The organism is Moraxella lacunata, from assembly GCF_900453205.1.
Taxonomy (GTDB): domain Bacteria; phylum Pseudomonadota; class Gammaproteobacteria; order Pseudomonadales; family Moraxellaceae; genus Moraxella; species Moraxella lacunata_B.
Genome location: NZ_UGQU01000003.1, coordinates 558,323 through 572,045, shown reverse-complemented (window position 1 = coordinate 572,045; position 13,723 = coordinate 558,323). Strand labels below are relative to the sequence as shown.

The following is a 13,723-nucleotide window of genomic DNA, read 5'->3' as shown; positions in this document are numbered from 1 at the left end:
ATAAGACTAATTAGCTCGTTCAATGCGGATAAACCCCCGCCCTTGACCGCCCTGCCCTGAGCTAATACTCGGCACATCATTGGGGCTGTATGTCGGAGCGGTGTTAGGATGCGTGGCATTGGGATACTGCGTGAGGGCTTGCGTTTGTAATGCCAATAACTCATTTGCCAACTCATTGCCCAGACGAGTGTAACCTGACTGGCTAAAATGCACGCCATCTTTACTGGCAAGCCCACGATTTATCCATGATTTCATGGTGCAAGAGCCACCCATCGCCCCCTGCCAATCCCAGTAGAGCGTACGTTCGGCTTGGGCAACTTGCCGTTGGGCAGTCTGTACGTCTGTGAGCGTGGCAGGGCGTGTGCCACAGCTTCCGCCCGTGCTTTTTAGAGCTTCTGGCGAGCCTAGCACCATGACCGCCGAACGTGGGCTGGCGGCACGGATTTGGCGGATTTTTTCGGTCAAAGTCGTACGCACGCTCTCGCCTGACACACCATTATAGGCTTCATTGGTGCCATAGGCGAGTACGATGAGCGTGGGGCGAATGGTGGCAAGCTCGCTTTGCCACGCCTGCGTATTCCACCTATTCCAATGCGACAGCTCTGCCCCATTGATACCCAATGCCGACACCACTGCCCCACGCCCACTAGGATTAAACGCCCACCAACCGCCAATCGCCGAGCCTGTGGCATTGTCATTATAAATGGTAAACGGCAAATTCACATCCACGCTCACCATCTGCCATGTACCATCCTTACGTGCCGTCTCTAACACAAACCGCTTACCATAAGCGTCCACCCCTGTAAATCTGCCGTCTGTCGGTTGCTGACGAATGCTCACCCAAATACGCTGAGCAGGTTCTGCCCCTTTTTTTGGTTTTAGAGTGAGGCTTGCCCCATTGACCTTGGGTCTGGCAATCAGTCCGCCCAGCGTATAGTACTCGCTTTGGTTGGTACGGCTAGAAATTGGTGAAAAATCGACATTATCATAGCTAAACCGTGTCATACGCTGACCGCTAAAATACATCGGCATCGCCCAGCCCATGCCACCATCGCCCATCACGCCCTGCAAGCGATTTCTTAGAGCGTCCGTCATGGTATCGCCTGCGGTGTGGCTGTCGCCCAGTTGGACGATATGCACCGAGTGATTTGCCATTGCCTGTGCTAGGGCATTGGTGTTGGGTTCACCAAAGTTGGCCAGATTGGCATGAGCCGATACCGACACGCACGCCATGATTAATAAGGTAGGCTTAAAGCTAAATTTTGTTAAATTCATGAATACTCTTTTTAGTTATCAAATGATAATATCACTCAATGATTAAATAAGACTGCACTTCTTTGGCAAGAATCCGCTGACCATCGCCAGAAAAATGAACGCCATCAGTGCTACGCATTTTAATATTTTTGCCATCTTTTTCAAGATAATCATTGTAAATATTATTGCACCCACCCATAATAGGACGTGCATCAATCACTTTAACATTATGACGAGCCAGCTCGTTCATCATCACATCATTGAGCTGAACCATTTGTTCATTTAATTTATTTTTTTTCATATTTGGCGGCGTTACCCAAATCACACCCACCTGTCTTTCTTTGGCAAAATCCAATATATCTTTCATGCGTGCCTGATATTCTGCTATCCATTCTTCGCTATTAAATTTTAGGTATTTTCCCTGTTTATCTGGCATATCCCAAGGGTCATTTGCCCCAAGCATGATGATGAGTACTTTAATATTGCTATCTGACCTCAAAGTATTTTTAATGGTGCTATTCCAATCAAAGAATTTAGGATATGCCAAGCCGGTACTTTGTTTGCTAAGATTGACCGAATCTACGCCTAAGCCCTGTAAATATTTTTGCATATGTGGGGCAATGCCCTGCATCATCGAATCGCCAGCAAAAAATACCTTTTGGCTTTTATTTAACGTTAAGGATTGTTCTAATTCATTTTGGGCTTGATTTTCTTTTAGGACTTGGGCTTTTAATTGCCTTTCTTGCTCTTGGCGTAATTGCTCTTGGCGCGCTTTTTCTGCCATTTTGGCTTTATAAGCAGGGGTATAGGCATAATTATCATTAAACTCATCAATCATACTTTTATTCATATTGTCGATATTATTGGCAATATTATCATGCAAGGTATATAACCCATCGCCAATATTGCCCCCTTTTTGCCATAAAGGGTGATTGATTAGATTTAATGGACTAGGCTGATGATAAGTTTGCAGATAATAGGCATTGATTGATTTTTGCATTATCCAAATACCCATGACGGTAGATAATACCAAAAAAATGAGCGTGTTAATAAAAGATTGTTTAAAATCATCATCTGGGTTAATTAATTCATCATCCCAATCATCGCCATCTTCTTGATAAATGATTTCTTCATCCGTATTTTCTTTATCAATGATTTTTGTATCAATATTTTTATTTTCTTGATTAATGTCATTTTGACAATCAATATCAGCCTTGTCAATATGATTAATCTCATCTTGTTTGTGTTCACTCATGATAATACCCTTTATCTTATCTTTTAGAAGTTTGCATAAATAAAACCGGGAATGCCAGACGGAGCCAAAATTACCACCGCCATAAATATCATAAAGCACAACACATAAAAAATCATACTTGGCATTTTAAGTATCAGCTGACCGACATTTTTTTGATGACGATGAAATAATGGATAAATCAGCCATGCCAATGCCAATATCACCAATAGATAAAGCGGATTATTTGTCCATGCCACATTAATATGATTAAAAAATAAAGCATTAAAAACCAATAATGCTTCATCTAATGTGGTCGCTCTAAAAAACACAAAAGCAAATACCACAAAATGCACAGTAATTAATACGCCCAGCGTTTTACCAATGATGCCTGTATTTGCCAAAAAATTACGCCCTTTGGCATGACCGCTTATTTTTTGGCAAGCCAAATCTCCAATATTTAATAAAACAATGGCTAAGGCGTGTAACAACCCCCAAAAGAAAAAGTTAAAGGTTGAGCCATGCCAAATCCCTGATAATACCATTGCAATAATAAGATTGAACTGGGTAAACCAAAAACCTTTTCTACTTCCGCCTAAGGGAATGTAAATATAATCTCGTATCCATGTTGATAAACTAACATGCCATCTGCCCCAAAAATCTCTAATATTATGTGCCAATAAGGGAGCATTAAAATTCATGGGTAAGCGAAAACCAAGCAATAACCCAAATGCCACCATCATCTCACTATATCCTGAAAAATCCAAAAATAATTGCAAGGTATAACCATAAATAGCAGTCAATACTTCCAAGCTGTGGAATCCTGTGGGATTGGCAAAAACGGGATTGACCCAATTATCCGCCAAATATCCTGCCAGCCACCATTTTTTGGCAAGGGCAAGCACAATCAAAGCAAAGGCGATTTTTGGGTATAATAATTGGCGTGACTCTGGCTCATTTAATTGGTCATACATCCCACAAGGCTTACCCATAATGTCAATCAAACCTTTAGTGTCATTAACACGGGTAATCGGACCTGCCGAAATTGTGGCAAAAAACGAAAAGTGCGTTAATGCTTGCCAAAAATATAAATAAGAAATAGGATTTTCATTATTTTCATCTTGTTTTTCTTGCTCACTTTGTTTATTTTGTTCATTTTTCTCATAAACCACGCTTTGTCGGTAAAGCGTTACCAAGTAACTAATGGCTTGAAATGAATAATAAGAAACACCCAATGGAAAAATAATATTTGCTATAAGTCCCGTATTATCTAATTGCCACATCTCCAAAGCACGGCTAATATTGGCACGGAAAAATTCATAATATTTAAACACTGATAGATTTATCAAAGTGATGATAACACCCATCGCCATCCATGATTTTTTGTGGTGACTGATGATGATTTGCCGAGCAATGAAATAAATGACAATACTAAAAATAAACAGCATGCCAACTGCCATCAAGCCTGCCATTAAATAAATAATGGCATAGCTGATAATGAGCAACAGCATATTTTGAATGTCTGGTCTTTTTTTAAATGCCCAATAAAGCATGAAAAACACCATGAACAATAACGCAAATTCTACCGATAAAAATGAAAACATTGCATTCCTTAGCCATAAACCATCTGAGAAACCATGAATACGCCCCACCCAAAGATGTGATTGTTGTTATTATGGTTAGCACCGCCCTTTTATCCAACCTACACTTTTTATATTGACAAAAAGGTCGTTCATTTTAACAAAATTACCACAAATGCACAATGGGATTTTATCCGCTTTTTCATGCTGTTTTAATCATTGTCATTTACTTGTCCTGTTTCTTATTATCATGCCACAGTTGATAATTTTTCCTACAAAACCCCCTATTTTTGTGCTATACTCTCATTTAAGTTTACCCATGTATGGCACAGGACATAAAGGATAGCCATGTACGTTCACACCCCCACACCCAGCCAACAAGACGAGCAGGCGAAGCAAACCAAGCAGTTTAAAGCCCCCGAGCTACTTCGCAGTGCTTTTTTTGTCTCTGACGGCACCGCCATCACTGCCGAGACACTTGGACGATCACTGCTTAGCCAGTTTGGTAATGTCAAATTTGACGTCAAAATCATCCCCTATGTGGACACCCCCGAGTTGGCTCATGAAGCGGTCAAACGCATCAACGAAGCTCATCGTTTATCAGGACTTAAACCCTTAGTTTTTGACACCATCGTCAGTGATGAGATTCGCACCATCATCAACGGGGCGGACGCCACCAATCTTGATATCTATGAAGGGTTAATTACCCGCATCGCCAATGAAATCGGTGAGACCCCCGACCCCCATGCAGGCATGGCACACGGACAAGTGGACAGCGAAGACTATAAGGCAAGGATTGACGCGGTGCATTTTGCTTTGGATAATGACGACGGGGCAAGAACCAATCACTATGACGGGGCAGACATCATCCTAGTTGGCTTATCACGCTCAGGCAAGACCCCCACAAGCCTATATCTTGCCTTACAGTTTGGCATTCGTGCCGCCAACTATCCTTTGACCGAAGATGACCTAGATAGTAGTAATCTACCCAAAGTGTTACAGCCCTATCGCCACAAACTCTTTGGTCTGACCATTGACACCGAACGATTGGTGCGCATCCGCCAAGAGCGAAAAGCAGGCTCTCGCTATGCCTCCCTTGCCCAGTGCCAAGAAGAACAGCGTGCCATCCAAGCCATCTACACCGCCCAAAAAATCCCCAACCTTAATGTATCAGAAATGAGCGTTGAAGAGATTGCCACACGGATTTTACAAATTACAGGTTTGGCACGGCGGATTGGCTGATTTTTAAAATATTTAAAACTGATAAACCCTGAGAAAAATATGAAACATCGCTCTTTGTTGCTCTTACCCCTAACACTCATCATCTCTTTGAGTGCGTGCCAAAGTCGTCCGCCAGTGCCTGAGCCACGTTACATCCCTAATGTCACCCTAAACGCCAGTGAAACGCTAGAAGTCATGCCTTATCGCAGTGCCTGCCATTCTGCCACACCCATGCAGTGCCTACTGGTCAAGCCCGTTGGGGCAGATGATGATAAGCTGTTCGGTATTGGCTATAATGACATCATTGGCTTTACGCCAACTGTTGGCACTGCCTACACCATCAAGGTGCGTCAAGAGATAGACCAAAATACTGGCAAACCCACAGGACTGTGGCAGTTAGATGAGATTTTAACGCAAAACATTCGTTAATTAAAATAAACAAAAAGGTAATATCATGACCAAAACCAACCCCACCGAGACGGCAGGTAAATCCCCAAACCCTGCCAAAAATGAGACCAAGGCGGAACACGCCATCAAAGAACAAGCCAAACGTTCCGCCCTACCCGAAGCAGAAATCAAAACCCCTGACAGCACAAACACGCCAGCTCATGAAGAGCATGACCTCAGTCACCTGCTAATTAGCCCTCTTGACGGTCAGCGTATCGCCATCGCTCCCCAAAAACGCAAAGCCCGTCACGGCTTTGAATATGACGCCGTGGTACTAGGGGCAGGGCCTGCTGGTGAAGCAGCGGCGATGAAACTTGCCAAATCAGGACTCAAAGTGGCAGTCATCGACCCCCGTGACCAAGTAGGCGGTAACTGTGCTCATGTCGGCACCATTCCCAGTAAGGCACTTCGCCAATCGGTGTTTAACATCATCAGCATGAGACGTGACCCCATTTTTAGCTCATTTACCGACAACTTTCAGGTTCCCCTAAATAAGGTGCTAAGCAAAGCACGGCGAGTAATTGCCAGTCAAGTCAATACCCACAAGCTATTTTATGAGCGTAACCGTGTTGAGATTATCCAAGGTTGGGGGCGTTTTATTGACAAAAACACCCTAGAAGTTGAACAGGTTCATGGCGAAGGTGCCAAGACAGTTACCTTTGAAAAGGCAGTCATTGCCGTGGGTTCACGCCCCTACCGTCCTGACCTGCTTGACTTTGACCATCCCCGTGTCTTTGATTCGGACAAGATTTTGCAAATGGACTATGTCGCTCGCAAAATCATCATCTATGGGGCGGGCGTGATTGGCTGTGAGTATGCGTCCATCTTTACAGGTCTGGGCTATGTCGTTGATTTGATTAATAATAAAGAGCAACTACTAAGCTACCTTGATGATGAAATCTCAGACGCCCTATCGCACGACTTTCGTCAGTTTGGCGTGCGTATTCGTAGCAACGAAGAGATTGAACGCCTAGAAACCTTTGATGACTGCGTGGTCTTGCACCTAAAAAGCGGTAAAAAAATCAAATCCGACGCCATCCTTTGGTGTAACGGACGTTCGGGTAACACCGACGGGCTTAACCTAGAAGCGGTTGGCTTATCTGCTAACAGTCGTGGACAGCTTGAAGTTGACCAAACCTACCGCACCAAAGCTGAGCATATCTATGCCGTGGGCGATGTCATCGGCTGGCCGTCTTTAGCGTCCGCTGCCTACGACCAAGGGCGAAATGCCGCCGGCTTTATGGTGGGTGACAAACACGCTGAGTTTGTCAATAGCGTGCCTACTGGCATCTATACCATTCCTGAGATTTCAAGCATTGGAGCGACCGAAGAAGATTTAACTCGTGACCAAATCCCTTATGAAGTCGGACAAGCCTTTTTCAAACATCTGGCTCGCTCCCAAATCATCGGTGAACGTTCAGGCGTCCTAAAAATCTTGTTCCACCGTGAAACTTTGCAAATCCTAGGTATTCACTGCTACGGCAACCACGCATCCGAAATTATCCACATCGGACAAGCGGTGATGAAATGCGGTCACACGCTAGAATACTTCATCAACACCACCTTTAACTACCCTACCATGGCAGAAGCCTATCGTGTGGCAGCGTTAAATGGCATGAACCGTATTTTTTAAAGTGTTATAACCCTTAAAGGCACATCAAAGGACGTGCTCAGCACGTCCCTACGTCCACATGGTTAAATTGTGATAACTCTAAATACCGCCCATATCATTTGCTTTTTATTTTTATAAAACCATAAAAAAATCACCCCAAAACAATTTGGGGTGATTTTTGATTTTGGTTAAGATTTGGTTAAAACAAATTATTTCTTAGCGGCTTCTACTTGAATGTCAATACGGACATTTTTTGCCATGCCAACATTCACTAAATAATCCATGCCCCATTTGGTGCGGTCAATGGTCGTGCTAAAATCACCGCCACACACTTCGGTTTTTGCCATAGGGCTGTCATAACAGTTAAACTTATTGGCGTGCAGACGAACAGGGTGCGTTTGACCAAGTAGAGTTAGTTTGCCATCCACCGAGCTTAGTTTGCGTGCTTTGCCCTTGCCTGTGTAGTTGAATTTGGTAGATTCAAAACGCATGGTGGGGTATTTTTCAGCATCAAACAAATCGGCACTCAGCAGATGTTCGGTAAACTCCTTAGAGCTTGATTGTAGATTTGCCAATGGCAACTCAATATCAATCTTACCCGTACGTTTGGCTTTATCAAACTCCATCTCACCTGTCAGACCATACACACCGCCCACATTGGTGCTGGTTTTAAAATGATCAATGGCAAAACGGGCATTGGTGTGAAATGGGTCAATCTCATAAGTGGCGGCATTTGCCATGCCTGCTAGGGCGACAAGAGACAGTAGGGCTAGCTTTTTCATAACAACTCCTTGGGTTTGATGAATAATGTTATTGGCACAACACCAATGCGATAAATTCTAACAAGACTGATTAGGAAAAACAAGCACGATTAAGAAACGCATTGTTAATGTTTGGTTAATGATACATCAAGGTTTATCCGTTTGGCTTGCCTACTCCGTCTTTTGACCTGCTGTCTCTTTGCTTGCCGACTCTTGGCTTACTGTCTCTTGGTTCGCTGTTTTGGCTGTCTGCTTAGGCAGGTATTCCTCTCGGATAATGCCTTGTAAACCATCATACGGCACCACAATCTCAACAAAACCCTGTGCAAAACCTCCCATTTCATAAGGCTGATACACCAACACCACCCCATTTTTACCAAAATACACATTTTCGGTCATCTCAAACTGCCACGTTTGCTCGTATTCTTGAATGTCTTTTTTGGTTGTGATTTGTAGCTCGTTTTTTAGATATTCTTTAAACCCTGCATAAGCCAGCTCATGAAAATCACTCGCCCTATCCGCCACAATCACATCAGAAAACTCAATCTGCGTCTGCAAATCCATATCAAACATCAGATATTCCATAAATGGCATACCGTGAGCCCCACCCATATAAACATCGCCAGCAATGGCAACCTGAGCTAAGTTTTTGTGAGCAGGGACAAACTCTGGGGCAACCGTCCAAGCATAGCTCGGTGCCGACTCAAAGGGCTCGCCATTTTCTTTGGCAACTTCCTTCATCTCATTGATAAGTGCCAAATGCTCGCCCACAAATTCATCAACATTTTGCTTAAATTTAAACAGTTTGGGATTATCATCATTGGTAATTTTTTTATTGACAATCTGCTCTATCCAACGTGGCTCAATTTTTGCCAATTTGATGTTGATACTCGTGCAAAAATCCCCCTCATAAAAACCTTTGTCATCTTTGGGTGTTTTTGGGTCAAAATTGCACGCCTGTTTCATCTCATCGGGCAGTTCATACTCATAGGCAACCGTGCTAAATTTAATTTGTTCAGGCTTGGTAATCTTGCCTGCATTGGCAAGTTTTTGATCAAGGGCTTGAATGGTCTCACTTGGGGTTAGCTCACCACTTGGCATGACTTGGCTTTTTTGAGTTTCTAGATATTCTGCTTGATTGTTTTTGACCGTTTCATCTTGACCACAAGCAGTCATCAACACCGCCAAAGCCAGCACCAATACTTTTTTCATCATCTTACCCCTTTTTAAATTAAAACGATAGGGCGTGCTGAAGATTGGTATTTGCAATGAAAAATGAGAAAAACCAGATTTAGCCATTTTTCATGCAAAAATCAATCAAGGCTTTAAATCTCTACCGAATTTAAATAAAATGTTATCAATGCTCAACACGCCCTAGCATTGTAAAGCAAAATCAATCACTTGGCAAATAAAAAAGCCCACAATCATGGGCTTTTTGTGTCAAATTAACAACGCTTACAACGCCTGCACCACTTTATCGCCCATGTCCGTACAACCAACCAATGTCGTGCCGTCTTCATAGATGTCTGCCGTACGCAGTCCGTCTGCCAGCACCTTTTGCACCGCCTGCTCCACCTGCACCGCACGAGCTTCATCATTTAAACTATAACGAAGTAACATTGCCAAAGACAAAATGGTCGCCAAAGGATTTGCCTTGTCCTGTCCTGCAATGTCGGGGGCAGAGCCGTGCGAAGGCTCGTATAAGCCCTTACCATTTTCATCAAGGCTTGCTGACGGTAGCATACCGATTGAGCCTGTCAGCATAGAGGCTTGGTCGGACAAAATATCGCCAAAAATATTGCCCGTAGCAATCACATCAAACTGCTTGGGAGCTTTAACCAGTTGCATGGCACAGTTGTCCACATACATATGCGACAGCTCAACATCGGGATACTCTTTGGCAACGTCCGTAAAAATCTCTTTCCACAGCTCGGTCGTCTCCAATACATTCGCCTTGTCCACGCTACACAGCTTTTTGCCACGTTTTTGGGCGGATTGGAACGACACATGGGCGATACGGCGAATCTCGCTTTCGCTATAACGCATGGTATTAAAGCCTTCACGCTCGCCCTTGTCGTTGGTGTGAATGCCCCGTGGCTCGCCAAAATAAATGTCGCCCGTCAGCTCACGCACAATCAAAATATCCAATCCCGATACAACTTCGGGCTTTAAAGTGGACGCATTGGCTAGTTCTTTGTACAAAATCGCAGGACGCAAATTGGCAAACAAATTCAAATCCTTACGAATCGCCAAAAGTCCACGCTCAGGACGCAGTGGGCGGTCAAGGTTGTCATATTGGGGCGAGCCAACCGCACCTAATAACACCGCATCGGCTTTTCGTACGATTTCTTGGGTTTGGCTAGGATATGGCACACCATAAGCATCATAAGCCTCTCCGCCCAGTTTGGCGTATTCATAACTTACTTCCAAGCCTTGTTCAATGAGTTTATCCAAGACTTTAACCGCTTGGGCGACAATTTCAGGTCCGATACCGTCGCCATTTAGGATTGCGATGTGTTTCATAAGGGTTTCCTTTTTACATTTATTCAAAATTAAAAAGTATGATAAATAAATGGCATTTTAAAAAAGATTGGTAGGGGCAAATTATATTTGCCCTGTTAATATTCATTTTGGGCAAATGTAATTCGCCCCTACATTTATCACCAACTATCAAATTATAAAAAATCAAGCCGTCAATTCCTTAAACACCCAAGGACGCTCATTTTTAGCTTTTTCCTCAAAAGCCTTAATATCATCACTATTTTGCAAAGTCAAACCAATATCATCTAAGCCATTTAATAAACAATGCTTACGAAATGCGTCCACTTCAAAAGCATATTCTTTGCCAGATGGCGAAATTACTTTTTGATTTTGTAAATCTACGGTTAATTGATAGCCGACATTATTAAAACATTCTTGGAATAATTCATCAACTTCACTTTCTGTTAATATCACAGGAAGCATACCGTTTTTAAAGCAGTTATTATAAAAAATATCGGCAAAACTTGGGGCAATCACGGTGCGAAAGCCATATTCATTTAATGCCCAAGGAGCGTGTTCACGAGATGAACCACAGCCAAAATTGGTACGAGCCAAGAGAATCGTTGCACCAGAATAGCGTTCTTGATTTAACACAAAATCAGGGTTTTTTGGGCGTTTGGCAATGTCCTGCCCCAAAAAGCCTTCATCCAAATAACGCAATTCGTCAAATAAATTATCGCCAAAGCCTGTGCGTTTAATGGATTTTAAAAACTGCTTAGGGATAATCAAATCGGTATCTACATTGGCACGGTCTAGCGGGGCAACAATGCCAATTTCGGTGGTGTATTTTTTCATAGCTTTTCCTTATATTACCAAACACAATTTTTGCAATGTTCGGTTAAATTGGTATCTTTACTGATTAAAATATTATCATCTAACATCGCATGGGCAACAATCAGACGGTCGAAAGCATCTCTGGTAAAATCACAAGTTAATGCAACATTGACAACATCAATCCAATTCTTTTGACAAATATTTAAATCAATTTCATTATTTAAGGCATTGATAATTTGCTCTGCCGTATCAGTAATTCTTTGCTTTTCATACAGATATTGCAATTCTAATTTGACCATAGGTGAAATAAAAAGATTATTGTTTTCTAAAATATCTAAGGTATTTTTGGAAAATTTTTTTAATTGCCCCGTATATAGCCACACTACCGCATGAGTATCTAAATAAACATCATTTTGGAAAATCAAGATTTAATTCCCCTTCCCAACTGATATTTACCAAATCATCGGAATTACCATTCACAGCGTTTGGACGAGATTTTAATCGTGATAATTTATTGTAATGCGAATAATCATTTTCTATTGATTGATTGATTTTTTCAACCAATGCTATTTTATCGGCATTATCCAAATGCTGTATCATTTGATAATAATGCTCTACGATTGAAATAGGCATTTTAACACTCCTATTTTACCAATGATAATAAGCCGTCAAACTTGCTGTTGCCAATACCTTGCCATTTAAATTAAAGCCGAGTACCGCAGGGCTTATGCTATTGGGTAAATCCAGTATTTCATTTAGGGCATATAGGGTAAAAATATAGCGGTGCGGTTTATCGCCTTTGGGTGGAAATGCCCCAATAAAACCATCAAGTCCTGCATCGTTTTTTAATTCCACAATGCCATTGCCAAACTCATTGGACTTGCCTTTTGGCAATTTGCTCCAATCGGCAGGAATATTAAACACATTCCAATGCCAAAAGCCACAGCCTGTTGGTGCATCTGGGTCGTACATTGTTAGCACAAAACTTTTGGTCTCAGCAGGAGCGTTTTGCCATTTCAGATTGGGGCTGATATTATTGCCTGCATACCCCCAAATATTGGCGACATAATCATTAGACAGCGTACTGTCTAGGGCAATGTCATCGCACAATAATATCATTTCGCCTTGAATTTGGGCGGGTTGGCGGACTTCTAAATAAGGGTTTTGGGTTAAGTCATTCATACAATTTTCCTTTTAACAATTAAATTCATCATTAAGACACTTTAACACATAATTTTGGCAATCATCAAGCGTTTTAAAATACTTTAAATCATCGCCATATAATCCCAAGCCATCAAAACGAAAACTCTCATCAACAAAGAAACTTTCACTGGCAATATGCCCTGCTACTGTTGGAAAAGTAGGATTGATATTATAATTATCCAGTCGCCAAAGGCTTGCAAAATAACCATTTGAGTGTTTAAAAACTTCAATCTTAAACACCCATAATTCATCGCCCACTTCTATGGGGTTGGTAATTAGGGTTTTGACTAGTTCGGAATAGGTTGTCATTTTTTACCAAGAACGAAATTTATTACCAACAAAAAAAATAATCCATATCTGCACCATACACAGATAAAGTGTTAATCATAAACTCTTCTGAACTAATCAAATTATCAAAAACCAACGAATTAATCTCAAGTGGCTCTTCTGAATGTTCGGGCAACATTGCTATGTAGTATTCTAAATTATGCAAGACTTCAAACAGTTTACATACAGAATTTGAGAATATACCCTGTTCGTCTCCCAATAAATATAAATCTAATTTTTCATAGTTAAATTCATAAGATGGGTTATATAATTGACTAAAATTTAAGAATAATTCAGGTATGAAAGTACCCACATAAGACACAACATTTCTATATGTTGTGTCATAATCAATAATATTATTATGCTCAGTTTTGACAAAATTGATATTCAGATATTTTGACAAATAGGCAATAATCCATCTGTCATAAGTTGGGTATTTGAAATTTGGATACTCATACTTAATTGCCAAACAATCTTGTTGTATTTTCTCATCGTTTAAATTTTCAAAACCACGCTCTTTTAAACAATCTTGCAACCAATTTTTCTCACCCAAATACACAAAACCCTGCTTTTCTAAAACTTCCAATTCCCAAATTCTTTTCAAAATATCTTCTGGATAACAATTTCCACGACCAATTTTATAAATATAGGTTTTGGATAATTGCTCTTTTTGCAATTGAAAATATTGAGTAGGTTCAATATATTTTCTGATTTGAGCAGAATTTCTTTGTATGTGCATTTCTCTTCCAATTTTAAAACAAGACAACCCATC

At 41.5% G+C, this 13,723-nt stretch carries 15 protein-coding genes; 3 read left to right on the top strand and 12 right to left on the bottom strand.

The window, feature by feature from the left end:
• Nucleotides 1-6: 6 nt before the first annotated feature.
• Genes DX073_RS11870 through DX073_RS11860 form a run of 3 tightly spaced genes read right to left on the bottom strand, consistent with a single transcriptional unit; the run spans nt 7 to nt 4,089 of the window.
• Nucleotides 7-1,275 (bottom strand): GDSL-type esterase/lipase family protein, encoded by a 1,269-nt coding sequence (locus DX073_RS11870; protein WP_115008238.1) that lies wholly within the window; start codon nt 1,273-1,275, stop codon nt 7-9.
• Nucleotides 1,276-1,306: 31 nt separating this feature from the next.
• Nucleotides 1,307-2,509 (bottom strand): SGNH/GDSL hydrolase family protein, encoded by a 1,203-nt coding sequence (locus DX073_RS11865; protein WP_115008237.1) that lies wholly within the window; start codon nt 2,507-2,509, stop codon nt 1,307-1,309.
• A gap of 23 nt (nt 2,510-2,532) precedes the next feature.
• Complete coding sequence (locus DX073_RS11860) at nt 2,533-4,089, bottom strand: MBOAT family O-acyltransferase (RefSeq protein ID WP_115008236.1); 1,557 nt, start codon at nt 4,087-4,089, stop codon at nt 2,533-2,535.
• 324 nt (nt 4,090-4,413) lie between these two features.
• Here DX073_RS11860 and ppsR point away from each other — a divergent pair, with 324 nt between their 5' ends.
• Genes ppsR through sthA form a run of 3 tightly spaced genes read left to right on the top strand, consistent with a single transcriptional unit; the run spans nt 4,414 to nt 7,366 of the window.
• The gene (gene ppsR / locus DX073_RS11855; protein ID WP_115008235.1) at nt 4,414-5,307 is read left to right on the top strand and encodes a posphoenolpyruvate synthetase regulatory kinase/phosphorylase PpsR; all 894 of its coding nucleotides are present in this window, start codon (nt 4,414-4,416) and stop codon (nt 5,305-5,307) included.
• 39 nt (nt 5,308-5,346) lie between these two features.
• Nucleotides 5,347-5,715, top strand: a complete 369-nt coding sequence (locus tag DX073_RS11850; RefSeq protein ID WP_115008234.1) for a DUF4377 domain-containing protein — start codon at nt 5,347-5,349, stop codon at nt 5,713-5,715.
• 25 nt (nt 5,716-5,740) lie between these two features.
• Complete coding sequence (gene sthA / locus DX073_RS11845) at nt 5,741-7,366, top strand: Si-specific NAD(P)(+) transhydrogenase (protein ID WP_258556943.1); 1,626 nt, start codon at nt 5,741-5,743, stop codon at nt 7,364-7,366.
• Nucleotides 7,367-7,554: 188 nt separating this feature from the next.
• On the opposite strand, the gene DX073_RS11840 is transcribed toward sthA, so the two are convergent.
• From DX073_RS11840 to DX073_RS11800, 9 genes are all read right to left on the bottom strand, one after another.
• Complete coding sequence (locus tag DX073_RS11840) at nt 7,555-8,127, bottom strand: YceI family protein (RefSeq protein ID WP_062498330.1); 573 nt, start codon at nt 8,125-8,127, stop codon at nt 7,555-7,557.
• A gap of 150 nt (nt 8,128-8,277) precedes the next feature.
• Nucleotides 8,278-9,321 carry an RsiV family protein gene (locus tag DX073_RS11835; RefSeq protein ID WP_181814447.1) on the bottom strand — a complete coding sequence of 348 codons (1,044 nt, stop codon included), beginning with the start codon at nt 9,319-9,321 and terminating at the stop codon, nt 8,278-8,280.
• A gap of 240 nt (nt 9,322-9,561) precedes the next feature.
• Entirely contained in the window at nt 9,562-10,629 is a 1,068-nt protein-coding gene (gene leuB, locus DX073_RS11830) for a 3-isopropylmalate dehydrogenase (protein WP_115008232.1), read from the bottom strand.
• Between the two features lie 162 nt (nt 10,630-10,791).
• The gene (gene leuD, locus DX073_RS11825; protein ID WP_115008231.1) at nt 10,792-11,442 is read right to left on the bottom strand and encodes a 3-isopropylmalate dehydratase small subunit; all 651 of its coding nucleotides are present in this window, start codon (nt 11,440-11,442) and stop codon (nt 10,792-10,794) included.
• 14 nt (nt 11,443-11,456) lie between these two features.
• The gene (locus DX073_RS11820; RefSeq protein WP_220186750.1) at nt 11,457-11,846 is read right to left on the bottom strand and encodes a type II toxin-antitoxin system VapC family toxin; all 390 of its coding nucleotides are present in this window, start codon (nt 11,844-11,846) and stop codon (nt 11,457-11,459) included.
• On the bottom strand, nt 11,830-12,054 hold the full coding sequence (locus tag DX073_RS11815; RefSeq protein ID WP_115008230.1) for a hypothetical protein: 225 nt from the start codon (nt 12,052-12,054) through the stop codon (nt 11,830-11,832). The genes DX073_RS11820 and DX073_RS11815 overlap by 17 nt, the downstream gene beginning before the upstream one ends.
• A gap of 15 nt (nt 12,055-12,069) precedes the next feature.
• A complete protein-coding gene (locus tag DX073_RS11810) occupies nt 12,070-12,603 on the bottom strand; it encodes a YbhB/YbcL family Raf kinase inhibitor-like protein (protein WP_115008229.1) in 534 nt (177 codons plus the stop codon).
• Between the two features lie 12 nt (nt 12,604-12,615).
• The gene (locus tag DX073_RS11805; RefSeq protein ID WP_115008228.1) at nt 12,616-12,933 is read right to left on the bottom strand and encodes a hypothetical protein; all 318 of its coding nucleotides are present in this window, start codon (nt 12,931-12,933) and stop codon (nt 12,616-12,618) included.
• Between the two features lie 22 nt (nt 12,934-12,955).
• Nucleotides 12,956-13,690 carry a hypothetical protein gene (locus tag DX073_RS11800; RefSeq protein WP_115008227.1) on the bottom strand — a complete coding sequence of 245 codons (735 nt, stop codon included), beginning with the start codon at nt 13,688-13,690 and terminating at the stop codon, nt 12,956-12,958.
• Between the last annotated feature and the right edge of the window lie 33 nt (nt 13,691-13,723).